Annotated in this window: 27 protein-coding genes; 18 read left to right on the forward strand and 9 right to left on the reverse strand. The window is 40.1% G+C overall.

Going from position 1 to position 25168, the window contains the following annotated elements; all coding sequences use genetic code 11:
- Positions 1-10 precede the first annotated feature (10 nt).
- Together hydA and NYQ66_RS06195 are read left to right on the forward strand one after the other, a co-directional pair.
- Entirely contained in the window at positions 11-1429 is a 1419-nt protein-coding gene (gene hydA, locus NYQ66_RS06190) for a dihydropyrimidinase (RefSeq protein ID WP_259868002.1), read from the forward strand.
- A gap of 22 nt (positions 1430-1451) precedes the next feature.
- A complete protein-coding gene (locus NYQ66_RS06195) occupies positions 1452-1664 on the forward strand; it encodes a hypothetical protein (RefSeq protein WP_259868004.1) in 213 nt (70 codons plus the stop codon).
- Between the two features lie 120 nt (positions 1665-1784).
- Here the strand turns inward: NYQ66_RS06195 and NYQ66_RS06200 are convergent, their stop codons facing one another.
- From NYQ66_RS06200 to NYQ66_RS06210, 3 genes are read right to left on the reverse strand one after another with little or no spacing between them, the layout of a single operon-like run.
- Positions 1785-1979 carry a hypothetical protein gene (locus NYQ66_RS06200; RefSeq protein ID WP_259868006.1) on the reverse strand — a complete coding sequence of 65 codons (195 nt, stop codon included), beginning with the start codon at positions 1977-1979 and terminating at the stop codon, positions 1785-1787.
- 3 nt (positions 1980-1982) lie between these two features.
- Positions 1983-2273, reverse strand: a complete 291-nt coding sequence (locus NYQ66_RS06205) for a YesK family protein (RefSeq protein ID WP_259868008.1) — start codon at positions 2271-2273, stop codon at positions 1983-1985.
- Between the two features lie 42 nt (positions 2274-2315).
- Positions 2316-2699 carry a hypothetical protein gene (locus NYQ66_RS06210; RefSeq protein ID WP_259868009.1) on the reverse strand — a complete coding sequence of 128 codons (384 nt, stop codon included), beginning with the start codon at positions 2697-2699 and terminating at the stop codon, positions 2316-2318.
- Positions 2700-2911: 212 nt separating this feature from the next.
- On the opposite strand from NYQ66_RS06210, the gene NYQ66_RS06215 reads away from it, so the two are divergent.
- From NYQ66_RS06215 to NYQ66_RS06225, 3 genes are all read left to right on the forward strand, one after another.
- Positions 2912-3193, forward strand: a complete 282-nt coding sequence (locus NYQ66_RS06215) for a hypothetical protein (protein ID WP_259868011.1) — start codon at positions 2912-2914, stop codon at positions 3191-3193.
- Between the two features lie 165 nt (positions 3194-3358).
- Positions 3359-4135, forward strand: coding sequence for a hypothetical protein (locus tag NYQ66_RS06220; protein ID WP_259868013.1), 777 nt, complete (start codon positions 3359-3361; stop codon positions 4133-4135).
- An 11-nt stretch (positions 4136-4146) separates the two neighbouring features.
- Positions 4147-4500, forward strand: a complete 354-nt coding sequence (locus tag NYQ66_RS06225; RefSeq protein WP_259868017.1) for a hypothetical protein — start codon at positions 4147-4149, stop codon at positions 4498-4500.
- A 164-nt stretch (positions 4501-4664) separates the two neighbouring features.
- On the opposite strand, the gene NYQ66_RS06230 is transcribed toward NYQ66_RS06225, so the two are convergent.
- Positions 4665-5213 (reverse strand): hypothetical protein, encoded by a 549-nt coding sequence (locus NYQ66_RS06230; protein ID WP_259868018.1) that lies wholly within the window; start codon positions 5211-5213, stop codon positions 4665-4667.
- A gap of 446 nt (positions 5214-5659) precedes the next feature.
- Here NYQ66_RS06230 and NYQ66_RS06235 point away from each other — a divergent pair, with 446 nt between their 5' ends.
- The 4 genes from NYQ66_RS06235 (at position 5660) to ald (ending at position 11515) form a co-directional block, all read left to right on the forward strand.
- The gene (locus tag NYQ66_RS06235) at positions 5660-7312 is read left to right on the forward strand and encodes a PucR family transcriptional regulator (RefSeq protein ID WP_259868019.1); all 1653 of its coding nucleotides are present in this window, start codon (positions 5660-5662) and stop codon (positions 7310-7312) included.
- A gap of 213 nt (positions 7313-7525) precedes the next feature.
- Positions 7526-8998, forward strand: coding sequence for a CoA-acylating methylmalonate-semialdehyde dehydrogenase (locus NYQ66_RS06240; RefSeq protein WP_259868021.1), 1473 nt, complete (start codon positions 7526-7528; stop codon positions 8996-8998).
- A gap of 18 nt (positions 8999-9016) precedes the next feature.
- Positions 9017-10366, forward strand: a complete 1350-nt coding sequence (locus NYQ66_RS06245; protein ID WP_259868023.1) for an aspartate aminotransferase family protein — start codon at positions 9017-9019, stop codon at positions 10364-10366.
- 24 nt (positions 10367-10390) lie between these two features.
- Positions 10391-11515, forward strand: a complete 1125-nt coding sequence (gene ald, locus NYQ66_RS06250) for an alanine dehydrogenase (protein ID WP_259868052.1) — start codon at positions 10391-10393, stop codon at positions 11513-11515.
- Positions 11516-11603: 88 nt separating this feature from the next.
- On the opposite strand, the gene NYQ66_RS06255 is transcribed toward ald, so the two are convergent.
- From NYQ66_RS06255 to NYQ66_RS06270, 5 genes are all read right to left on the reverse strand, one after another.
- Complete coding sequence (locus tag NYQ66_RS06255) at positions 11604-11957, reverse strand: ASCH domain-containing protein (RefSeq protein WP_259868025.1); 354 nt, start codon at positions 11955-11957, stop codon at positions 11604-11606.
- 41 nt (positions 11958-11998) lie between these two features.
- On the reverse strand, positions 11999-12301 hold the full coding sequence (locus NYQ66_RS21490) for a TIGR04104 family putative zinc finger protein (protein ID WP_407652054.1): 303 nt from the start codon (positions 12299-12301) through the stop codon (positions 11999-12001).
- A 37-nt stretch (positions 12302-12338) separates the two neighbouring features.
- The gene (locus NYQ66_RS06260; RefSeq protein WP_259868027.1) at positions 12339-12839 is read right to left on the reverse strand and encodes an AAA family ATPase; all 501 of its coding nucleotides are present in this window, start codon (positions 12837-12839) and stop codon (positions 12339-12341) included.
- Positions 12840-12908: 69 nt separating this feature from the next.
- On the reverse strand, positions 12909-13157 hold the full coding sequence (locus NYQ66_RS06265) for a hypothetical protein (RefSeq protein WP_259868028.1): 249 nt from the start codon (positions 13155-13157) through the stop codon (positions 12909-12911).
- Between the two features lie 33 nt (positions 13158-13190).
- A complete protein-coding gene (locus NYQ66_RS06270) occupies positions 13191-14135 on the reverse strand; it encodes a phosphotransferase enzyme family protein (protein WP_259868053.1) in 945 nt (314 codons plus the stop codon).
- A gap of 183 nt (positions 14136-14318) precedes the next feature.
- On the opposite strand from NYQ66_RS06270, the gene NYQ66_RS06275 reads away from it, so the two are divergent.
- The 9 genes from NYQ66_RS06275 (at position 14319) to cydC (ending at position 25097) form a co-directional block, all read left to right on the forward strand.
- Positions 14319-15080 (forward strand): CPBP family intramembrane glutamic endopeptidase, encoded by a 762-nt coding sequence (locus NYQ66_RS06275; RefSeq protein WP_259868030.1) that lies wholly within the window; start codon positions 14319-14321, stop codon positions 15078-15080.
- 373 nt (positions 15081-15453) lie between these two features.
- Positions 15454-16230, forward strand: coding sequence for an ABC transporter ATP-binding protein (locus tag NYQ66_RS06280; protein WP_259868031.1), 777 nt, complete (start codon positions 15454-15456; stop codon positions 16228-16230).
- Positions 16231-16233: 3 nt separating this feature from the next.
- Positions 16234-17034: an ABC transporter permease gene (locus NYQ66_RS06285; RefSeq protein WP_259868033.1), complete on the forward strand. Its 801-nt coding sequence runs from the start codon at positions 16234-16236 to the stop codon at positions 17032-17034.
- Positions 17034-17909, forward strand: coding sequence for an ABC transporter permease (locus tag NYQ66_RS06290; RefSeq protein ID WP_259868034.1), 876 nt, complete (start codon positions 17034-17036; stop codon positions 17907-17909). Before NYQ66_RS06285 ends, NYQ66_RS06290 begins: the two co-directional genes overlap by 1 nt.
- Before the next feature lie 86 nt (positions 17910-17995).
- Positions 17996-19021, forward strand: coding sequence for an ABC transporter substrate-binding protein (locus NYQ66_RS06295; RefSeq protein ID WP_259868035.1), 1026 nt, complete (start codon positions 17996-17998; stop codon positions 19019-19021).
- Between the two features lie 234 nt (positions 19022-19255).
- A complete protein-coding gene (locus NYQ66_RS06300) occupies positions 19256-20611 on the forward strand; it encodes a cytochrome ubiquinol oxidase subunit I (protein WP_259868036.1) in 1356 nt (451 codons plus the stop codon).
- Positions 20608-21621: a cytochrome d ubiquinol oxidase subunit II gene (locus NYQ66_RS06305; protein ID WP_259868037.1), complete on the forward strand. Its 1014-nt coding sequence runs from the start codon at positions 20608-20610 to the stop codon at positions 21619-21621. The genes NYQ66_RS06300 and NYQ66_RS06305 overlap by 4 nt, the downstream gene beginning before the upstream one ends.
- 27 nt (positions 21622-21648) lie before the next feature.
- Positions 21649-23376 carry a thiol reductant ABC exporter subunit CydD gene (gene cydD / locus NYQ66_RS06310; RefSeq protein WP_259868038.1) on the forward strand — a complete coding sequence of 576 codons (1728 nt, stop codon included), beginning with the start codon at positions 21649-21651 and terminating at the stop codon, positions 23374-23376.
- Between the two features lie 2 nt (positions 23377-23378).
- Entirely contained in the window at positions 23379-25097 is a 1719-nt protein-coding gene (cydC, locus tag NYQ66_RS06315; protein ID WP_259868039.1) for a thiol reductant ABC exporter subunit CydC, read from the forward strand.
- Positions 25098-25168 lie beyond the last annotated feature (71 nt).

Raw genomic sequence — 25168 nt, forward strand, 5'->3', positions numbered from 1 at the left:
GAGGCTAACCATGGGAAAGAAAATCATTAAGAATGGAACGATTGTGACGGCGTCGGACACGTATCAAGCGGATGTATTAATTGAAGATGAAATCATTGCGATGATCGGGAAAAACATAGCGATTGACGGTGCAGAGGTGGTTGATGCGTCCGGTCTATATGTATTTCCAGGTGGAATTGATCCACATACACATTTGGAGATGCCGTTTGGTGGAACGGTGAGTAAGGATGATTTTGAAACGGGAACGATGGCAGCAGCCTTTGGTGGCACAACGACAGTGATCGATTTTTGTATTACGAGAAAAGGGGAAACACTAAGGAATCCGATCGCGGAGTGGCATGCCAAGTCAAAGGATAAAGCGGTGATCGATTATAGCTTCCATTTAATGATTGGCGAGATGAATGAGGATGTGATGAGCGAACTACCATCGATTTTATCTGATGAGGGAATAACTTCTTTTAAAGTATTTATGGCGTATAAAAATGTATTCCAGGCCGATGATGGCACCTTGTTTCAGACGTTAAAAACAGCGAAAGACTTAGGTGCGCTCGTGATGGTCCACGCAGAAAATGGGGACGTAATTGATCACTTGGTGAACGAAGCATTGGCTTTAGGATATACAGATCCTATTTATCATGCGTTAACACGTCCGCCTGAAGCGGAAGGAGAGGCAACCGAACGAGCCGCAACTTTAACCGGTTTAGCCGAATCACAGCTCTATGTTGTGCACGTTTCTTGTGAAGATGCGATGTTAAAAATAAAAGCGGCACGCGAAAAAGGCTATGACGTCTGGGGTGAAACTTGTCCGCAATATTTGGTGCTTGATCAAACAGACTTAGAAAAGCCGAACTTTGAAGGAGCTAAATATGTCTGGTCCCCGCCATTACGGGAAAAATGGAACCAGGAAAAGCTGTGGAATGCGTTGAAAAATGGTTACTTACAAACGATCGGCTCCGATCAATGCTCGTTTGATTTTGTTGGGCAAAAGGATCTAGGCAAAGGTGATTTCACCAAAATCCCTAACGGTGGACCAATGATTGAAGATCGCTTTAGCATTTTATTTTCTGAAGGTGTGAAAAAAGGACGGATTACGCTTAATCAGTTTGTCGATATTACTTCCACAAGAAGTGCGAAATTATTTGGTTTATATCCGAAAAAGGGAACAATCTCCGTAGGTGCAGATGCCGACATTGTCCTGTTTGATCCGAATGTGGAACGAACCATTTCTGCTGAAACGCATCATATGGCAGTCGATTACAATGCATTTGAAGGCATGAAAGTCACTGGTGAACCAATCACTGTCCTATCACGTGGAGAATATGTGATCAAGGAGAAGCAATTTGTTGGGACACTTGGAGCAGGCAACTATATAAAGCGTGCCCGTTATGGCAAAACGCTTCAGAATGATAGTGATATCGTAACGGTGTAATTTTCAGAAAGGAGCATGTGCAATGTCTGAGTATGATCTGTATGCAAAAGAAAGAAAAGCGATCGATGCTTTGTTACGAGCGGGGTACCAAATTAAAGGGATGCAAGATAACTTAGATGGTGCGATGATTTATTTTGAGAAAAAGGGGAAAGAGTTGGAGCAACTGCAAGTGATTAAAGCAGATACGAGGAAATATGTGTCTAATATTATTTTTTCGGGGAGGCCTGGAGCATAGGGGCAGTGCCTCCTCTAGTTAATATTGTATTGAGAGGACGCTAAATTCCATACGGGTTTTACCGTTAACACAAGGGTCAGATTATATCTGGTCCTTTTTCAATGTGTGAGTTCATCCTTGTTACAAGAAAATATCTATTAAACTACCGCCATTCATATTTCCGATCACTTCTAGCATCGCCACTGACCACAGCGCGAAGAAAACACCCGCTAATACGCCATGTGAAGGATCGTTGTCATTATGTAGTGCTTTGATTAAGTAAGTTACAAAATAATAGCCGAATACCATACACAGAAGTATAGTGATAAATATCATTATTTAATCCCTCACGTTACTATATTTCGTTTTCTTAATAAAGGGGCTAATAGCAGTTCCACTGGCTATTCCAATTAGAGCTGAGGCCGAATAGAAACCAATTGCCATTCCATCCCATTGTCCAATTCCAAAAATACTGTATATAAAGATGCCAACGAATAGTAGAAACAAAATAGCGGAAACAGTATATATGATAAATTGTTTGATAAACTTTGCCATTATACAAATGACACTGGCAAAGAAAATACAAACTAAAATAATTGGCAACCAACCTTCCAAATAGAGTGCATCCATAAATATCCCTCCTCAAGTTCTATGAAACTAGGCATGGCTTATTTATTGATCACCATCATATTTCTCCAAAACATGATAGCGACTACCATATTCCTTCGTCTCATATGGAATGACAAAGATATCATTACTTTCTTCCACAGAGTAAACCTCTACATCATCCAAACTATTAGAAGTAAAGTCCTCCTCTGGAATTTCATCTACCTTCGAACTCGGATCCGTAACCGTTCCAAGCAATTCTTTCCGATTGTACACCGATTCCTCGACAGTCTTAGGAATGTAATATAGTTCTCCATTCAACCGAATTAATGTCGGATATCCTTGATCAGATTCTTCCTTTTCCACACAACCGACTGTTAAGGAAAGAGATAAAGCAATTAAAATTAATATAAGTTGTTTGATAAAAACACCCCTGAATAGGATTCGCATCTAACCTTTTCTAACGCAAGGAATAGCTTCTTCCATGATCTTATGCTCTGTTATTATTTTAACACAAATTTCCATTTGTGAATGTATTTTAGAGTCAAACACAACAAAACGGATTTGGGATTTTATGTTAAACTAAGTATAGGATTTCCATAATTTAGCCCAATAACAACAGATATGTTGTGCGTGCACTTGAAGCAAATGGAGGTTTTGGAATGAAAAAAGTGAATATCGGCTCCTTTATATCGTCCATCTTTTGCATCTTGTTGTTTGTAATCGTTTCTTTTTTTGGTCCAATTGATTATTCCATTATGGGTGTTCACCCTTTTAATCTAGTATTAGCTGTTACTTTGCTCACATTAGTTTTAGGCGTATTAGGTTTTGCAGGTATGCAAGATTGGAAAGGCCTGGCAAGGAGCATAACTACTATAATTCTCACATTGGGATTGTCGGTATTTTTAACTTTCATAATCTTTTTTGGAAACTTATTAAGCTAACAAGTACATATCTGAAAAAATAGGAGGAAGTAAATGGAGACAATTAGAGAATTGGGATGGTTCTTATTGCTTTATATTTTAGTTATTGGTTGTATTGGATTTATCATTTACGCTTTTATATCTTTTTTTAGAAAATACTTCTAAGGCAAACAGGGGGGATGAGCGATGAGAAAATGGATATGGATACTATTGCTCCTATTTATTAGTGCTTGTGGTACGGATCAACAAACGACATCTAGTGATTTAGAGACACTCACCCATCATGACGAACAAAAGGGGCTAACATTAGAAGCTACGATTAACATAGGCAAAGATATTATCATAGACGCTTCCATCACAAATACAAGTGGAGAAACGATTACTTATAATGATGGTTGCGGCATACCTTTTGGCATTGTTATAAAAAAAGAGGATGCTCATTCTCATCTCATAAATCTTAACGGAGAGGAAGAAAGTTGCTTTCCTACATTTACTCCCGATGATTTAACGGAAATGGAATCGAACGAAACGTTTGAAAAAGAAGTAACTTTTAAGCGTGAAGTTGAACTAACGAATAACAGTACAACGACTGCATTAATTGGCGTTTATGAGGTGTCCTTTTCTTTTGGAACGCATGAAAATGGGGATTTTGTGTCATCATTACCTATAAAGCTAACGAGTGATGAAGAACCTGAAATATTGACAAGGGAACAAGTAATAGAGAAAGCAAAACAGAATGAAGAAGTGGAAACATGGTTTAACGAACAAGAAACAAAAGGTATCTCCATCGAAACGGAGGATGGCATATTAAGTGAAGGAATGTGGACAGTAGCTTTCCATGCGATCGATCAAGATAAAGCTAACCGGATTATTATCAACATGCATGCGAAAACGGGAGAAGTAAAGGCTGTTCACTATGAAGAGCTTGAGGAAGAGGTACTAGAGTTTTTAGAGGATAAATAAGGATGATAAAAATGAAATTTCTTAAGGCTTATTTTGTTAGTTTGTTTTATTACATTTTTCTTTTTTCACTTCTATTAATAATTCAACATGGTATGAAGGAAATTATTGCAATGATCGTATATCAGCTCATATATGTTACTCCTATGGTTCTTTTACTTAGTGGAATTTTAGAAAGTTATTTGAAAACAAATGATAACAAATTAGTTGTAGTATTCATAGGCTTTCTCTATGGATTAGCGATATCTATCATATTCGATGGTACAACATCAGGTACAGATGTTTTTGTTTATATTTTGCCGGGATGTATATTTAGTATTGGTGCCTTAATATTTACAATCATAAGGGGGAAAGTCGAAGTTCATTAATGAAAAACGGTAGTTAATTACACCTTTTTTATGTTGAACCATGTGCCTCAACTTAATAGCTTCATCTTTTTCATGGGCGTAATTTCATAAATTCCCTACAAGCTTATGAAAAAAATATAAGAAGAGACATAGAGACGTAACAGTCCCTATGTCTCTTTTGCCTATTAGTTAATCTCAGCAGCTATGTTCGGAGTTGCTAAGCCTACGTTTTCAAAAACTGGTACTAGGTGATCGTTTGCTGCAGTAATTTTTTCTTCTGCTGCTGTTACGTCAACCTCATCAGCATTAAATGCAGTCACATACGCATCGTAAGCTGCTTTCAAATCTGCTAATGTTGTTTCAAATGTTGTTGTAGTTTCTTCATCAAGATTCTCAAGAGTGAAACCTTCCAGTGTCGTAGCTGCGTTCTCTGCAGCTGCAATAGCGTCTGCTTTTAATGTTTCAAGTGCAGTTGGGTCAGCTTCTTCGTTAGCCAGCTCTCCAAGATAAGCATTGATTTGTTTTTGATCAATGCGGACTGATTTAACCATGTTTAAGTAGTTTTCTAATGTACTAGCTTTTAATTCATCTTCGTCCATTTCTTCTACGGCATTTCCGTTGTCCGCTCCGTTTGTTTTTTCTTTGTTACCATTGTCTGCATCTGCTTCATTATTTCCGCATGCAGCTGTTACAAGAACAAGCATAAGTGCTAAAAGCATAAATAATTTTTTCATTGTATATTCCTCCTGTTTATCTCTTAAATAAAATGTAGTAAACGATGCGTATGGATGTCTTCCTTTTGGGATGAATCCTATACGTTTAATGAATCATGTTTCCCTCCAATCGCAATTCACTTGTAAGCTCGAATCAACAACTCTTATGTTATCGGAAATTGGAAAGTTTTACATACGGTAGTAGTCCGAATTTATCTCAGTCTTTAGATGGAGATAGTTTAAAGCATAGTTAAAAAAAGATCTTTAAAAGTGGGAAAAGAATTATGCACTGCTATTTGCGCCCAAATCTGAAATAAATGCGCCCATCAAGCCAATTAATGCGCCATTCCACCAAGAAGGATTTTCAACATTTTCTTAGTAAGATCTCTTAACAGAACAAAAGCTATATTCACTTGCCCATGCTATCCTTTAAGTAATAGAAAAGAGTTCAAAAGGGGGGAACGCGATTGGCATCACTTCCATTAACGGTTAGAGAGGTTTTGCAAAACAAGTGTTTTGAAGGAGCAAAGGTGATTGCAGGTGAAAAGGGATTGGATCATGCAGTCCGATGGGTTCATATTATGGAGGTTACCCATGTTGACAAGCTCCTCAACGGGTCGGAATTAATCCTTTCTACAGGCGTTGGTTGGCGTGATTTTCAAACAACGAGTGTCGCCTACCTGAAACAATTGATTAAAGCTCGGGTTGCCGCCCTTTGTATTGAGCTTGTGAAATACGCCAATGAGATACCGGAAGAAATGATAAACCTAGCAAACAAACACGATTTGCCAATCATCGTTTTTTATAAAGAAGTTCGTTTTATTGATATTACTCAATCAATTAATAATCAGTTGATGAATAACCAATATAAAATTTTAGCCGATCTTGAAGATTTTTCGAGAAAGCTAAATCATACGATGCTGTTGCCGAACGCCTTTCATCGCGTACTGAAACTGATCCATCAGTATTTAGGTGTGCAGGTCATTTATCTTTCGAAGACGAAAGAGGAAACGATCTTTGTCCCACTCCAACATGAAATGGAACAAAAGAAGTTGCTAGCTACCGTGGAGAAGCATAAAGAGAAACGGTTAATCAATAGCAACAAGCAATACATCGCTCCGAATGGACTGTATGTTGGACAACCCGTGCAAGCTTTGGACCATAAATTTGCCGATTTAATCATTTTTCCGAAGTACAAAAATGTAACCGAATATGAACTATTGGTGCTCGATCGTTGTGCGAATGCAATCTCGCAGGATTTAGTTCGAATTTTTTACTTAGAAGAACAAAAAAAGCAACAAGAACAACAATGGGTACAGGAATGGCTAAAGGGTGAATGCAGTAAAGATGAAATCCACCAATATTTATCCTCCTTAGATGCTCAACTCAAACCTCAAGGTGCGGTTGTTTGTTTATGCCGCTTTAATCAAGTAATTGACCGCTCCAATCACTCCTACTTTATAGCCGTTTTTCGAAATGTACTGCAGAGTTACGGGTACTACCTCATTTCTTTTTACGATCAAAAACAATTTGTATTTATTTTTATTAACCAACGTTCGCTCACCGACTGGAAAATGAGATTACAGAAGGCAATAGACCATATCAATCGCATGGATATGTATGAAACAATAGCTAGCAAGCATGCGTTGTTTGGTGTTGGTAAAATAACGGAAGACATGGAAGCAATCACGGCGAGTTATGATGCTGCAAAAGAAGCACTACATATCCAAAATCAAGCGAAGATAAAAGATAAAATCTTTTATGAGGACCTTCATGTGTATCGCTTGGTTTCTAGTCTGAATAACACGGTGAATCTTGATGACTACATGAACGAATATTTAGGTGCAGTTGTTACGTATGATCAAGCCCACAACAGTGAACTTCTCTATACGTTACAAATTTTTCTTGAATCAAACGGGTCAAAAAACGAGGCGGCCAAACGTTTATTTGTTGTACGGCAAACCTTATATCATCGCCTCGATAAATTAAAAGAACTGCTCGGGGAAGATTTCATGATGCCTGAAAAACGAGTCACGATTGAATTGTTGTTACATGCATACCGTTACCACAACCCATCAGTGGAGGTACCAGCGGCAGAAGTAACGGATGCGAGAGGGTGAATGGAAGTCACATATTCATAATGGAAGTATTGCCTGGCCATCGTGTCAGGCATTTTTGTGCGGTAGGGGAAGGTGCGTTCCTTATATAAACAAGTGAATGTGAAATTGATTCGCTATTTGTTTGACTCTTTGTCTAATGATTCAGATACCTTGCCATACCTATAATGGAGTTAATCATTAATACATTAGGACCATCGCAAGGAGGATGTACACATGTCGATTGTTCAAAACAACGAAACAACCGTTACGACAATAAAAAACTTCGTCGGTGGAAAGTGGATCGACACTGCTACGAGTCAATACGAAAAGGTGCTTGATCCGGCAACCGGAGCGATCATTGCGGAAGTGCCAATCTCAACAAAAGAGGACGTGGCACAAGCAGTAGCGGTGGCCAAAGAAGCATTTCAATCATGGAAAAAAGTTCCCGTTCCGAAGCGGGCTCGGATTTTGTTTGCATATCATCAACTGTTAACGGAACATCACGAAGAGTTAGCAAAACTCGTAACCAAGGAAAATGGTAAGAGTTACAAAGAGGCGTATGGAGAAGTGCTGAGAGGGATTGAGTGTGTCGAGTTCGCAACTGGTGCGCCTTCCTTAATGATGGGGGACAATTTATCGACGATTGCAACGGATATCGATTCGCAGTTTTTCCGTTATCCAATTGGAGTCGTGGCGGGAATCTCTCCCTTTAATTTTCCGATGATGGTTCCGTGTTGGATGTTTCCATTAGCGATTGCTTGTGGCAATACGTTTATTTTAAAGCCATCAGAACGGACGCCAATTCTGGCCAATCGTTTAGCGGAATTACTGCAGCAAGCAGGTCTCCCAGATGGTGTCATGAATATCGTTCACGGGGCGCATGATGTGGTGAATGGAGTAATTGATCATGCCGATGTCAAAGCGATCTCTTTTGTCGGTTCAGAACCTGTTGCGCAATATGTGTACAAAAGTGCTGCAGCCAAAGGCAAACGGGTCCAAGCACTTGCCGGTGCCAAAAACCATCATATTGTTATGCCTGATGCGAACAGAGAAACAGCGATCCAACAGATTATTAATTCCACTTTTGGAAGTGCAGGTCAAAGGTGTATGGCATGTAGTGCGGTCGTTGCGGTAGGGGATGTGGCGGATGATTTTATCGAAGCATTTAAACAGGCAAGCGATCAAGTCAAAATCGGTAATGGTATGGACGAAGATGTCACGCTCACACCAGTCATAAGACAAGATAATCTGAAACGAGCACTAGGTTATATTGAAAAAGGTATCGCAGAAGGTGCAACGTTAATTCGCGACGGTCGAAAGGAGATGGACTCCTTTTCGGAAGGGAACTTTTTAGGACCAACGATTTTTGATCATGTTTCACCTGACATGTCGATTGCAAGAGATGAGCTATTTGCACCAATCTTAAGTATTATTCGAGCGGCTAATTTAGACGAAGCGCTCGAGATTGTGAACCAATCACGATTCGGTAATTCAGCAACTTTATATACGGATAGCGCCAAAGCAGTTCGGCAATTCCGTGAAGAAGCCGAACCTGGCATGCTAGGGGTAAACGTTGGTGTACCGGCACCGATGGCATTCTTTCCGTTTTCGGGTTGGAAAAATTCATTTTTCGGCGATTTACATGTGAATGGAAAAGATGGTGTTGCATTTTTTACTCGAAAGAAAATGATCACGTCCAGATTTTAATCAAAAGGGGGGATGGAGATGGTCGTTCGTCCTACAGAGGATTTTTTGCAAAAGGATGCAGAAACCATTTGGCATTCGATGAAAAAATACAATCCTGCATCCACGATGATCGTTAAGGATGCACAAGGCTCCTGGATTACGGATGTAGATGGGAACAAATATATGGACGCTATGAGTGGACTTTGGTGCGTCAATGTTGGGTACGGGCGTAAGGAACTAGCGAAAGCGGCTTACGATCAAATGATTGAACTACCTTATTTTCCTTTAACTCAAAGTCATATACCTGCGATTAAATTAGCAGAGAAGCTAAATAAGTGGCTAGATGATGACTATGTATTTTTCTTTTCCAATAGTGGTTCAGAGGCAAATGAAGTAGCATTTAAAATTACTCGGCAGTATCATCGGCAAAATAATCAACCAGACCGATGGAAATTCATCTCGCGCTACCGTGCCTATCATGGAAACTCGATGGGGGCTTTGGGTGCTACTGGTCAGGCGATGAGAAAATATCGGTATGAACCACTAGGGCAAGGCTTTTTACATGTAGCTCCACCAGATTGCTATCGCAGCTCACATCGGAATGATGGCACATGCTGCACAGAAAGCGCCAAGGATATCGAGCGCGTCATGACATGGGAGCTTGATGAAACGATCGCGGGTGTGATCATGGAACCGATCATCACAGGTGGCGGTGTACTCGTTCCACATGACCATTACTTGAAAGATGTCCGAAAAATTTGTGATGATCATGGGGCGTTGTTAATTATTGATGAAGTGATTAACGGCTTTGGGCGAACTGGAAAGCCATTTGGATTTATGCATTATGGCATCAAACCAGATATGATTACGATGGCAAAAGGATTAACGAGTGCTTATTTGCCGTTATCCGCTACGGCCGTTCGAAAAGATATATATGAAGCGTTTAAAGGAACAGAAGACTATGATCATTTTCGCCATATTAATACGTTTGGTGGAAATCCTGCGGCCTGTGCCGTTGCATTGAAAAACTTAGAAATTTTAGAAGAAGAAAATCTAATAGAACGTGCGGCCGAATTAGGAGATAGACTTACCGTCGAATTGGCTGAACTACACAGTCATCCGAATGTTGGCGATATCCGAATCAAAGGGCTATTGGTAGGGATTGAGTTGGTGGAAAGTAAGGCGTCTAGAACCCCGATTCATGTAGACATCGTGCAGAAAGTCATTGGCAATTGTAAAGAGCGTGGCTTGATTATTGGGAAAAATGGAGATACCGTTGCTGGCTATAATAATATTCTTACGTTAAGTCCACCGCTCAGTATGACGGATGAGGATTTTGCATTTATGGTTAGCACGTTAAAAGCAAGTATTTGGGCGATACAGTTTTGATTTGTTAACGGGGAGGCGATTACGATTCGTATTGGCATACCGAAAGAAATAAAAAATAATGAGAATAGAGTGGCGATTGTTCCATCGGGTGTCAGTGATCTGGTTGAATCTGGTCATGAAGTTTTTGTTCAAGTAGGAGCAGGTATTGGATCAGGATTTTCGGATGCTGCATACGAAGAGAATGGGGCAAAACTTGTAAATACAGCGGAAGAAGCTTGGACTCAGGAGATGGTGATGAAAGTAAAAGAACCACTTCCGGAAGAATACGCTTTTTTTACAGAAAATCTAATTTTGTTCACGTATTTGCATTTAGCGAATGAACCCGATTTAACCGAAGCTTTAGTTGCAAAGAAAGTAACGAGTATTGCCTATGAATCTATTGAGCTATCCGATGGCTCCTTGCCGCTACTTACACCGATGAGTGAAGTAGCGGGAAGAATGGCTACCCAGATCGGTGCACAGTTGCTAGAAAAAACAAAAGGTGGACAAGGCATTCTATTATCTGGCATCCCTGGAGTAAGTAGAGGGAAAGTGACGATTATTGGAGGCGGTGTAGTCGGGACAAATGCGGCTAAAATCGCAATTGGATTGGGTGCAGATGTGACAATACTAGACGTTAGTCCAGAGCGGTTACGGGAGCTTGATGATTTGTTTGGTCATGCGATTCATACTGTCATGTCCAATCCTCTCACGATTGCGAGCGCAGTAGCAACGTCTGATTTGGTTATTGGTGCAGTCCTTTTACCAGGATATCGTGCGCCGATTTTGATAACGGACGACATGGTCAAGTCGATGAAAGAGGGCGCTGTTATTGTGGATGTAGCCATCGATCAGGGAGGAATTGTAGAGACGATTGACCGGGTTACGAATCATGATCATCCCACCTATATAAAATATGGCGTTGTCCACTATGCCGTAGCAAACATGCCTGGTGCAGTCCCACGAACTGCCACGCTCGGATTAACTAACGTGACGCTATCTTATGCTCGAATCATTGCGGACAGAGGAGTGGAAAAACTAGTGTTGGAAAATGGCCCTGTAGCAAGAGGGATTAATACGATGGGAGGCTATGTGACAAATCAGGCAATTGCAGAAGTGCATGGATTGAAGTATTATCCGGCAGCTAGTCTGATGTTGGAGTTGACGTAGGGTTTCTAGTCTAGCTTTTTGTTTGGTATCCGTTTTTTTATTGCATGAAAAAGAATGAGCTGTAATTTAGGCTCATTCATTTATTTTGTTAAAAAATCGATTCAGGAAGGTTGACCCAAATAATGGCCCCCATCGGATGCTTGTATGGAATTGGTTCCTTATAAATTTTTGGATCATCTATCACCCAAGCATAAGTCTTTTTATATGGTAATTGGACAGCATCTTCACTCTCGATGCAGTGATATTTTTTATTTGTTTGATAATCTTCCAAGCTCAACGCTTTACTATCAACGATATTCACTTCACCGAACACCTTGCCAGAACCACTCTTTATTAAAACAACTGGACCTCTGATTTTTGTATTGGATCCCCTGATTTCCCAACTCTTTTTTCCTTCTAAGATAAGCTCAATCCACGGTGATCTAATAACTAAACCTTTCATTTTGTTTTCTCCTCTGGAATAAATATTAAAGTAATTTCTGACTAAGATTCCATTTTATATGTTACAAAAAATGGTGTTAACAACGAACCTACCAAGAGTATGATTATCCCTATTACGAGTGTTAGAGTGAAGCTTTCGAAAGGGGTTAGGAAATTCATAAAAATCATGGAAGGCAAGATTGTACAAAAAACAAAAGTAAACCTGCCCAAAAGGCTTATTCTGTGTTCCGTTCCACAGGTACTGCACGCAATTGGTTTATATGTCCATATGAAAGATTTATAGATTTTACTCCAACTGAATGGAGTATTACATTTATCACATTTCTGCAAGTTAAACCACCTCATTAATTAGTGAGTCATAAATATTGTACGGCATGGATTGTTATGATTCTTTTCCGCTAAACTCTATAATATTTAACCCCTCGGACGCCTCTGGTGTTTCAAAAAATTTAGTAACATGATTAAACATCGCTTCCGTGTCAAAGGCTGCTCTTTCAGGTTGTTCGTTACGCCTTTTCGCAATTTGGCTTAAGCATTGGTCGTTGCTTAGATTAAGGAAAATAAGTTGATGGCTTGCATTGACCTCTGACGCTATATCCAAAAACCATTTTCGCAGTTTTTGCGTGTTAGCTGGAAAATCCATTACGACATCTGTACCAACACTTAATATGTTTTGGACATGCTTTTTCACCAACGGCTTAAGCAACGCAGAGAATTTAATATAGTCCTCAAATGATTCAATCTGATTGGGATATAGAGATGAAATCCATTCATCCTCAGACAACAGTACCGCATGCTTATCAATCGCCCATTGTTTTGATTTAGTCGATTTTCCAGCACCCATTTTTCCACAGAAAAAGTAAAGCGTCCCCACTTGGTTCATATTTTTGCCCCCTACTTATTTTATTGGTTATTGGTTGTTGCCCGACGATCCGTTTGCATTATTTGAAAGTCAGATGAAGAAAAATACTAATAAAAATCCAACCATAAGCATCAAGTCAACAATAAAATTCATATCTTTCTTGTTCGAAAAGTAGGATTCAATCGTAGTTATAAAAAAGATAGAAGAAACTAAGAGGAATAGGATCTTGATATTAAAATTATTGTTAATAGTTCCTGCAATTATTAAAACAAGCGTAATTATTGCAATAATAATCTTAATGGATGAAAAAAGTTTTCCCCTTTTGATTAAAGTTTCCATTGCATAGGTTACCTCCTTTTGTTTAATAAGACGCTAAATCCTAAGCATAGACTGATTAAGCTCAAGCCTCATTCGAAAGTGATTCATTATTCTAATTTGTTCTTCCGTTAACTTCTCTTTATCCCAGTACATGTGCATTAAACTGTATTCAAATACCTCTTTCAGTTTTATGAATAGAGGAAGTTTATCTAACATTTCCGCGGATAACTCATTTTCTTCTTGGTACCCTTCTATAATTGCTTTTGTAATACGTTGTCCATGGTCAACGATGTTACCTCCACCAACAAACGAATACTCTATTGCACTATAGATTGGAACTGCTAAATCAAAAATATAAAAATGTTTCTCACAATCTTGAAAATCAACCATTGTCAGATTCGAGTTTTCATCAACCAATGTGTTTTCTAACCATAAGTCCCCGTGTAACAATCCATAATTGTGATCATGTGGTATTTTTTTAATAGTGGATAAAACTTCTTCGGCAATGCCTCTAATAATACTTTCCTCTTTCGGAATATATTTAAGAAAGTTATACTCTTCATTATCATACCAATCATTGATAAATCTAACTGAATACATTTCTTCATACTTCTTGGATAGACGATGTAATATCCCGATTTGCTGCCCTAATTTTCTTAAGATCTTTGCGTTCCATTCCGTTTTTGGTAGGTGTACACCAGGAGCAGCTTTATACAGAACAGTTAAGATTTCCTTGTTATCAAGCGTTATTTTTTCTACTACATTACCATGTAAAGAAGATATAGTTGGTGATACGCCGAAACCTTCTTTAAATAAGAAATTCGTATAATTTACTTCTTCTACCTGTTCATCAAAACTTTTATAGTTTGTAATCCTTGCAAAGTAAGAACCTTCCTTAGCAGTGCATCGGAACATCTCATTGGTTACTGCTTCAACATTAGTTATGTCAACTGGATATGTAGTATTAAGTAGTTCAAGTATCTTTTGTGTCACAATTATTTCTCCTTTCGTTATTCTAACAACTTGCAACTTCCATTATGTACCTCATAAATATGTAAGCTGTATATACATTCATTCAATACCATTCCAAAATTATCCTTTATTTTTAAAAAACAGATAAATATTTCTAGTGGTATGGTAAAATAATCCTGTTCTTATTTGATTATAAAAGGGGATAGGTACGTGAAAGAAGATTTAAAGCCTATGTATTTTGGAGAGTCTTTACTCTTGTTTGGTATTCCTGGAATTATTCTATATTGTAATATTTATTATGGAGTGCCATATCTTGATTCTCTTGGAGTACCTTTAATTATTAGTTTTCCTTTAGCGTTATATGGACTATTATTTCTTTTGTTTATTGCTTCTTTAATTGCTTATAAATTAGAGGGGAATCCAAGTACGCTGGCAGGTTTAACCAAGCGTTTTCGACTGACAAAGTTAAATAAAAAGATGGGCTTCATATCCATTGGTACATTTATAGTCGTCATGATCATGGAAGAACTACTTAAATTCACAAGCGGAATACTGGCAAAAATGTCCGTCTTTGCACCACCCGACATTTTGCCTGAGTTTATCGATCCAAACCAAACGTTATCATTCCCATTAACAGCGTTCATGGGTGTCTCGTTAGAGGGGAATTGGTGGATCCTACTTGTATGGCTTCTTTGCCTCGCATGTAACATTCTAGGTGAAGAGTTCTGGTGGCGAGGTTATATTTTACCGCGGCAGGAATTAGCTTTTGGGAAAAAGGCGTGGCTCGTTCACGGAGCATTGTTACTGCTCGTGTTTCATGCATTCTTAAAATGGAACTATATTGTCCTGATTCCTATTTGTTTCATACTCCCATACATGGCACAAAGGTATCAAAATACGTGGATCCCTGCTATTATTCATGGAATCGGTAATGGGTTATTTTTTGCATTTATTATACCGGGAATCTTTTAATGAAAGTACTAGAACTGTGCCATCCTTTTCTTATATTAAAAGTAAACATACCTATCCTCTATTGAAGTTTTAAAGAGGATAGGTTTTTTATGAGCTAACAAGACATCTCTTCCGAAAAATTGCCTCGTTTGATTCCTACCAATCTTTACAGAAAAACATATTCTTCCTATTGTTGATCCAAATTAAATCACGGTTTGATAAAGTGAAACCATTTCGCCCATGCTTTTGACACTTTGTCTAATGTTATAGAGCAACGTAAGCGATAGAATGTAAAGAAACATTACATGCGTGATTGGAAGTGTTAGAAACACTAACAACAATAGCCTTCTGTACTAGAGGCGAAATGAAGATACAAAAGGGGGAGGGAATTTTTATGACGGCTTCGAGTACACCGGAGATTCAGTTAGACCAGATTAGCATGCGATATCAGACAAACTCCACCGAGGTGTTGGCATTACAAGATGTTACCGTGGATATCAAAAAAGGTGAGTTTGTCTCGTTGTTAGGACCTTCTGGTTGTGGAAAAACGACTTTGCTTCGCATTATGGCAGACTTGATTCAACCGACCAATGGCGAAATAAAAGTAGCAGGAGAGTCAGCTCGAGCAGCAAGGTTAGCACAGAAGTATGGAATCGTATTTCAAAGTCCGGTTCTCTATGACTGGAGAAGAGTCAAACAAAATATAAATCTCCCATTAGAGATGATGGGTATTAAAAAAGCAGAGCGAGAAGAACGGGTGGATTACTTATTAGAGTTAGTGGGATTACAAGACTTTAAGAATAAATATCCATGGCAGTTAAGTGGTGGCATGCAACAGCGCGTGGCGATTGCTAGAGCACTGGCGATGGAACCGGAGATTTTATTGATGGATGAGCCGTTCTCCGCATTAGATGAGTTTACGAGAGAGCATTTAAATGAAGAGCTCCTTTCAATTTGGAGTAAGGTAGGGAGCACTGTCGTTTTTGTCACGCACAGTATCCCGGAATCTATATTTCTATCCGATCGCGTATTTGTATTATCACCGCATCCCGGCAGGTTATCAGCTGTTGTAGATATTCCTCTTCCTAGACCACGTACACCAGATATGAGACATAGCCCTGCATTCTATCAGTTAATTTCTGATATTCGCGATTGCTTTGAGGGAGTGTAGGTCATGGTTAGTTTCCGCAGTCGGTGGCTACCAAGCCTAGTTTGGATCGTTGGTTTACTTCTGTTATGGCAGGCTAGCTCATGGGTGCTTTTACATGTAGTGGAAGCATCGATGGCCCAATCAAAAATCCCGTATATCCACGAACTGATTCGCACATTTATCACCTATGGTGGGACGTTGTTTACGGAAGGTAGTGCTACTTTTTCTAACGCGGCTTTAGGGTTTTTATTAGGGGCTATTTTAGGAGCAGTGTTAGCGGTGCTTATGAGTCTCTCCAAATGGATGGAGCAGTTAACGTTTCCTTATGCAGTTGCTTCCCAAATGATTCCGATTCTTGGACTTGCGCCAATTGTCTACGGGATTATGCGTGACGAACAAATTGCCCGGGTCTTAATTGCGGGTTATATAACGTTTTTCCCAGTCGCGTTGAACATGTTACGAGGACTTCGGAGTGTTGATCTATCTGCCGTCGAGTTAATGTATTCCTATGCGGCAAAACCATGGATGGTGTATTGGAAACTTAGGCTTCCTGCTTCATTACCTGGACTTTTCAGTGGGTTAAAAATTGCAGCGCCACTCGCTGTTACGGGTGCAATTTTGGTAGAGCTCATGGGTGCACAAAATGGGATTGGCGTCATCATGCTCCGAAATCTCTATTATGGCCCTTCGCACAATTATATGTTTTGGTCAACCGTGATCGTCGGTGCCTTACTCGGATTACTAAGCTATTTGATTATTAGTCTTATAGAAAGAATGGTAGCTCCATGGCAACCTGAATTCAGGCCGAGTGGAGGTGACAAGTAATGGAAGAAAAATCCGTTGACGACGTATATTCGTGGTCTGAAGAAGGTGTTGTAAAAGTAAACAAACAAGACGATCCAAGTCCTGCACCTGTCAAAAAAAGAGTGAAAAGTCGGATGAAGCTTCAACAAATTGGCCTACCGCTTGCTGCCGGTATTGTGATGTTGCTGTTATGGGAGTGGCAAGTGCTACATCAAATATTTGGTTTGCAAACGTACCAACTACCGATTCCCTCTACGATTGTGGAAGCTTTAGTTGAAAATGCACCGCTGTTACTTTCTTATACCGGTTATACGATGACGGAGGCTGTTTTAGGAATGTTAATAGGATCTTCCTTAGGATTTGTTGTAGCTTTAATGGCTACGGCTTGGCCAAGATGGGGGAGAGGCGGTTTACTGGTCATTGCCTCGTTGAATGCCGTACCAATTGTAGCGTTAGCGCCAATTATGAATTTATGGTTTGGATCTGGAATTGGCTCTCGAATCGCCATTGTTACGGTAATCACGTTAGCTGCGATGGCGATCAATGCGCATAAAGGCATGAAGATGGTCGACCCGTTAGCTTTAGATTTAATGCATGCATATGCGGCAAAGAAAACAGAAGTCTTTCGGTATTTACGGATTATGAATAGCTTACCTTATGTGTTTACCGCGTTAAAAATAAACACGACGGCAAGTATGATTGGCGCGATTGTAGGCGAGTTTTTCTTTTCATCAAAAGGGCTAGGCTATCTGCTCTCTAATTCCATTAAAGTAGCTAAAATGCCACTTGGGTGGTCGTGTATTGTTGTAGCAGCAATTGCAGGGGTTGTTTTTTACTTGCTTGTGGAGTGGCTGGAAAGAAGGATGCTGAAATGGCACGTTTCCCATCGTGCCTAACCAAAGTTACATCTGCCCGTTTCTATCATAGATACGGCTGGTCATATAGATGCTTGGATAACAAAAAATAATGAGGGGGATACGTGATGATGAAAAGACGCAGTATATGTTTGTTGTTTGCTGCCATGCTTTTGTTTGTTTTAGCAGCTTGCGGAAATGAGTCGGCTTCAGGAGAAACGGAGGGGGATCTTACTCCGGTAAAATTGCAATTGAAATGGGTGCCACAAGCACAGTTTGCAGGTTATTTTATGGCGATGGAAGAGGGGTACTATGAAGAGGAAGGCTTGGATGTGTCGATTGTACCAGGTGGGCCGGATATCGTACCCGAGCAACAAGTAGCAAACGGAGCTGCAGACATCGGAATTGGTTGGGTAGCTAGCTTGTTACCTCACCAAGAACAAGGGTTACCACTTGTTCAGATTGCACAAGTCTACCAAAAGAGTGGATTAGTCCTCGTTTCGAAAAAAGAAACTGGGATCTCCTCACCGGAAGACTTAGCAGGTAAGAATGTTGGTAACTGGATGGGTGGAAACGAATTTGAGGTACTAGCCTTGTTTGATAAGTACGGACTCGATCAAAATGCGGATCTATCCTTTGTGAAACAAGGTTTTACGATGGATCAGTTCTTTTCGGATGAAATTGACGCTGCATCGGCCATGACGTATAACGAGTACCAAGTAGTGTTGGCAGAAGGTTTTGCGGAAAGTGACTTAAACGTTATTGATATGAACGAGGAAGGCGTAGCAATGTTAGAGGATAACTTGTTCGCCAATACAGAATGGCTTGAAGATAATAAGGAAATAGCAGCGAAGTTTGTTCGAGCATCTTTAAAAGGTTGGCAAGCAGCGATTGACGACCCAGAAGCTGCAGTAGATGCGGTAATGGCAGAAGCAGAAGAAGGAAGTAGTACTCGTGAACACCAATTAAAAATGATGGAGGAAGTAGCAAAATTAGTACTTCCAGAAGGCTTTGACCCAGAAAACATCGGTCAAATTGACGATGCGATGTTCAAACAAACCGCAGAGATTGCACACGAGTACGGCGTCATCGAAGAACCCGCCGACCTCGATGCAGCCTACACCCACGAAATCATGGAAATGGTCAACGAATAACAGAAAGGAAACATAGGGACGGTTCTTCCGTTTCCGATTTTATCGGAAACGGGAGAACCGTCCCCTTGTTTACGGCCTTCATAAAAGTGTCACAAAATAGACATGTGATGGTCGCCACTTTCTAAACGTTTTGGTATAGAATGTAGAGGGTATAAGATTAGCAAATAGTTTAATATTGTGGTAGTATGTTCAGTGTTTCACTTACTGTTATGATTTAAAGAGGGAGGGCAAGACATGGAGTTTTTTGATACGGTTACGGTCAGTAGGGCGATTACAGCAATGACTCTCATTTTTCATATTATTTTTGCTACATTAGGTGTTGGTGTGCCTTTATATATTTCTATTGCAGAGTTTATTGGGATTAGAAAGAAAGACAAGCATTATGAATTACTAGCCAAACGATGGGCCAGAGGGTTTGTCATTACGGTAGCAATCGGCGTTGTAACAGGTACAGCTATTGCCCTGCAACTTTCTTTAGTATGGCCAAATTTTATGCAGATGGCCGGTAATGTGATTGCATTACCGTTATTTATGGAAGTGTTTGCGTTTTTCTTTGAAGCGATTTTCTTGGGCATTTATTTATATACATGGGATCGATTTAAGAATAAATATACACACTGGTTACTTACACTGCCAGTAGTCTTGGGTGCGGGTATTTCGGCAGTCTTTATTACAACAGTAAACTCGTTTATGAATTCACCAGATGGTTTTACAATGGAGAACGGCGAATTTGTCGCTGTTAACCCAATCGAAGCAATGTTGAATCCATCTGCGCCAGTTCGAATTTTTCACGTATTAGGCGGCTCTTATGTGACGGTAGCTGCGATCTTAGCAACAATTGCAGCCATTGCGTTATTACGTAAGAAAGGTGCAGCTGCTTATCACAAAAAAGCATTAAAGATTACCGTCGTATCGATGTTTATTTTCTCCATTTTAACTGCAGTAGGCGGAGATTTGTCTGCGAAATACCTTGCCAATCATCAACCGGAAAAATTAGCTGCAGCGGAATGGCATTTCGAGACGGAAGAAAGTGCTGACTTGGTTTTATTTGGTTGGTTGAATGAAGACAATGAAGTGGTTGGCGAAATTCGATTACCTGGTTTCTTGAGCTTTTTGGCACATGGTAATTTTACCGCTGAAGTCATTGGTTTAGAAGAAACACCAGAAGGCGAGCGGCCACCTTTAATCGTCCACTATTTCTTTGACTTGATGGTTTCAATTGGCATGTTCTTAACGGGCATTTCATTCCTGTATCTAGTAGTAAGCAAGATAAAACGCTGGGATGTTCACAATAAATTCATGCTTTGGTTGCTTGTATTAACTGGACCACTTGCGATGTTAGCTATCGAATTTGGTTGGCTTTATGCCGAGTTAGGTAGACAACCTTGGATTGTTAGAGGATATATGACGGTAGATGAGGCGGCGACCTCTTCACCATATATCGTCCACATGTTCTTCCTATTTTTAGCGTTGTATATTGTGCTCGGAACCTTATTTGTTATTACGTTACGAAAACTATTTAAAGACAATCCGGTCGAAGTAGAGTTAGAGAAGCACTACCCTGAACTAAACAAGGGGGATGAATCATGAGTTATGAAGTAATTGGAATCACGGTTTTATGGTTATTTTTATACGGCTATGTGATTGTCGCATCGATTGATTTCGGAGCCGGATTTTTTGCTTATTATGCAAAAGTGACCAAACGAGACCACATTACAAACAAATTAATCTCCAGGTATTTATCACCTGTTTGGGAAGTTACCAATGTGTTTTTAGTATTCTTTTTTGTTGGTATTGTTGGATTCTTTCCATCAGCTGCTTATTATTACGGATCAGCATTACTTGTACCAGCAAGCTTCGCGATCGTGTTGATTGCGATTCGGGGATCGTTTTATGCTTTTGAAAATTATGGTTCCAAACAAAGTAATGTCTATTTGTTTCTATATGGTGCGACTGGATTATTTATACCGGCTTCCTTGTCTGTTGCGTTAACGATTTCAGAGGGAGGTTTTATTACCGAAGAAAACGGCGTCGTATCGCTAAAGTATTTCGAATTATTTACGAGTCCATTAGCCTGGAGTATCGTTGCATTGGCAGTGGTAGCGATCTTGTTCATTAGTGCAAGCTTCTTAACATACTATGCGTCACGGGCAAATGATAAACCTGCACTTCAAGTAGTGCGAAAGTGGGCGCTGTTTTGGGCAACACCAACGATTATTATGGCGTTGACAACAATGATTGCCTTAAGTCAACGCAATGAGCGCCATTATCAAAATATGTTGGATTTATGGTGGATCTTTAGTTTATCGATGGGCTTTTTCATCATTGCCATGGGTCTATTATACATCGGCAGAAATTACGGGACGGCATTTATCGCGATTATGCTACAATTCTTCTTTGCATTTTTCGGTTACGGTATGGCCCAGTATCCCTATTTACTAGACCCATTCATTCACATTGAACAAAGTGTTACCAATGAATCGATGGCGATTGCGTTAATCGCGGCTTTTATTGGCGGATTATTATTGTTAATCCCTTCACTTATCTTACTGATGCGATTATTTTTATTCGATGCGGATTATGCCAAAGGTAAAAAATAAATGCTTTCTTAGAGGGAAGGATTCGTCATGCAAAAATTAAAGCAAACCGTGTGGAGGCATAAAAAGAGGATCTATCTGTTAGTGGGATTAACCTTCGTACTAGGGCTTGCCATTGTGGCACAAGCGTTTGCGATGACAAACATTGTCGATGGTGTATTTCTCAAAGATCAATCGTTCGCTGCGATTACACCATCGCTTTTTGTCTTATTGTTGTTTTTATTGGTGCGGGCTGGTTCGGATTATATGAGTAAGCGAATTGGTGTATCGATTGCGAGTGAGGTAAAACGGGATGTTCGTCGAGATTTATTAACGTCTTATGTGGGGCGGTCGATTTCGGTAGCTGGAAAAGGACAAACGGGTAAAAAGGTAAGCATGCTGCTTGATGGTGTTGATGAGATGGATAGCTTTTACAGTCAGTTTATCCCACAAGTGATGCAGAGTATGTTCGTGCCGATCTTAGCGCTCATTGTCATCTTCACGCAACATGTCAATTCAGGCATTATTTTACTTGTTTCCGCGCCATTTATTCCGATTTTTATGATCATCATTGGTTTGCGGACACAGAAAAAATCAGAAGAAAAGCTAGAAAAACTCGCTTCTTTTTCTGGTACTTTTTTAGACACCTTACAAGGCCTTGTCACGTTAAAGTTATTCGGGAGAACAAAACAGCAAAAGGATGCGTTAGAAAAAAGTAGCTTAGGCTTTCGGGATACAACGATGGAAATATTGCGAATTGTTTTCACGCAATCTTTTGCACTGGAACTGATTTCGATGCTTAGTATTGGTATTGTGGCGCTTGAATTAGCGATTCAGTTAATCATTTATGAAAGTATTTCCTTTTATACAGCTTTTGTCATCTTGATTTTAGTTCCCGAATTTTACACGTCATTAAAAGAGCTAGGGACGACGTTTCATAATGGCAGAAGTAGCATGGGAGCTGCACAGAAAGTATTAGAGGAGTTTGAGGTGAAGGACGAGACAGCGTTATGGGGCGAAAAAGAATTCCCTCAGCTGGACGTTGCCCCTACGATTCAGTTGGACAACCTGGGCTACACCTATCCAGATAGTGGCTTCCAGTTGCGAGCAATCAAAGCAACTTTTCAACCAAAACAAAAAATCGCTATTGTTGGTGCTAGTGGGGCGGGGAAAACGACCCTACTTCATATGCTTGCAGGTATGATCGCTCCTGAACAAGGTTCTATAAAAATAAACGAGCAAGCGCTTCGTAACAATACCGAAGCATCCTGGCTTGATCAGATCGCTTATATTTCCCAACACCCATATATTTTCTCTGGAACGATCGGTGAAAATATACGGATGGGAACGACAGAAGCAGTAGATGAGGCGTCCGTGCATGAGGCTGCTAGGTTAGCAGGAATTGCCCCACTCATTGAATCACTTGATCATAAGTATGAGACAAAAATAGGCGAAGCAGGCAGAGGTCTTTCCGGTGGAGAGAAGCAACGTGTCTCGATTGCACGTGCCTTTTTGAAAAAGCCGCGTATTGTTTTATTAGATGAGCCAACACGTGGACTTGATTTAGCGACGGAGAAAATATTGCAAAAATCGATTGAGAAGCTAAATGAAACGGCAACAGTGATAACCGTGGCGCACCGTCTGCATACGATTAAAACAGCTGATCAAATTCTGTTTTTGGAAAAAGGTCAATTGCAAGCGGTAGGTACACATGCATCATTGCTTGAAACCGTGCCTGCATACCGAGATATGGTGACGATTCAACAAGGGGGGAAATAAACATGACTGCTCTGCGGAAAGTAATGAAGCTAATGTTGATCGAGAAAAAAGATATTATTTTAGCGATTATTTGTGGTTTTATTGCTGGTATAAGTAGTGTTGGCTTGTTTGCGGCAAGTGGCTATCTGATTTCGAAAGCAGCCTTAGTTCCTCCTTTTTACACGTTAATTATTGTGACGTCGATGGTTAAATTACTCGGACTGATTAAAGCTGGTGCGAAGTATGGAGAGCGTATCTATTCGCACCGGGCAACGTTTACGATATTAAGTAATATGCGTGTAGCTTTTTTTGAAAAATTAGAGCCACTTGTACCACATGTGTTTCAAAAATATAGAAGTGGTGATTTGTTAGGGAGAGTCGTTGGTGACGTAGAGAGCCTGCAAAATCTCTTTCTGCGTGTTGTGTACCCACCAATCGTGTTATTCCTCGTTTTTACGAGTACGATTTTCTTTGCTAGCTTTTATTCCATGGCTATTGCGGTGATTTTGTTTCTTGGGTTCTTATTAACAACCATCGTAATCCCATCGATTTTTTCATTTAGACAAGCAAAAATAAATGGCAGAGTAAGACAGGAGCGCGGAGATCTTTCGAGTGATATTACCGAAGTGATGTATGGATTCCGTGATTTAAAACTATTTCAACAGCTACAAACGAAACAAGCACAACTGCTTACGCAATCGGAAGCTTATATTAACGAGCAAAAGCAAGAAAATATCAACAAAGCGTACAGTCAATCGCTTAATAGCTTTATGACGTTTGTTGTCAGTTGGTTTGTGTTAGCGATGGGTGCCTATTTGGTAACAAATGGGACGTTAGAAGGTCTCTTTTTAGCAATGCTCGTCTTGATTTCGATGACTGTCTTCGAGCCTGCTGCACCGATGGCCGTTTTCCCGATTTATATGCAGGAAAGCCGTGATGCATCTACACGCTTATATGATGTCGTGGACGACCCGGACATTCAAGTCAAGCAGATGAAGCCAACCGTGGAACACTTACCAGTTGGACCACCGGGGATTGCGTTTCGTGAAATTCAGTTCAGTTTCATGGGGGACTGGCGGACAACGATTCCTAACCTATCATTGAGCATCCCTGCTGGATCGAAAACAGCGATCGTTGGGGCTAGCGGTTCGGGTAAGTCGACCCTACTGCAACTAGTCTTAAAGCTACAACAGGCGCAGAAAGGGAACGTTTTTTGGAATGACCAAGATACCGCATTTGTTTCTCGGGAGGCAATTTGGGAGCAGGCGAAAGTGGTGCTACAGGATAATCATTTCTTCTATGACACGATTCGGGAAAACTTGTTACTAGCAGATGATGAACTAACGGATGAACAGATGAACGCTGTCTTGGCAGAAGTCCAACTCGGGCATTTTTCGCTGGATGATCCCATATTAGAACACGGCGAGAACCTTTCTGGTGGGGAAAAGCAACGCCTAGCCATCGCAAGAGCCTTTTTGAAAAAAGGCCATTTATGGATATTAGACGAGCCGACTTCCTCCTTAGACGCACAAACAGAACAAGTGATTTATAAGCATCTTTTTGAGCGTGCAAAAGGTGATACGTTACTCTTTGTCAGTCATCGATTAAACGGCTTAGAAAAAATGGATCAAATCATTGTCATGGATCATGGTGAGATCATCGAAAATGGAACTTTCGAAGAACTAATCAACCAACAAGGATATTTCTATCAAATGAAAAAGCTCGAAGAAAGCCTACTCTAAACTCTAAAGAAGCAGAACCAACCTCTGCTTCTTTTTTGTGAACATGGGGACGGTTCTCCTGTACACAAATA

Source organism: Aquibacillus koreensis, assembly GCF_025154055.1.
Classification (GTDB): domain Bacteria; phylum Bacillota; class Bacilli; order Bacillales; family Amphibacillaceae; genus Aquibacillus_C; species Aquibacillus_C koreensis.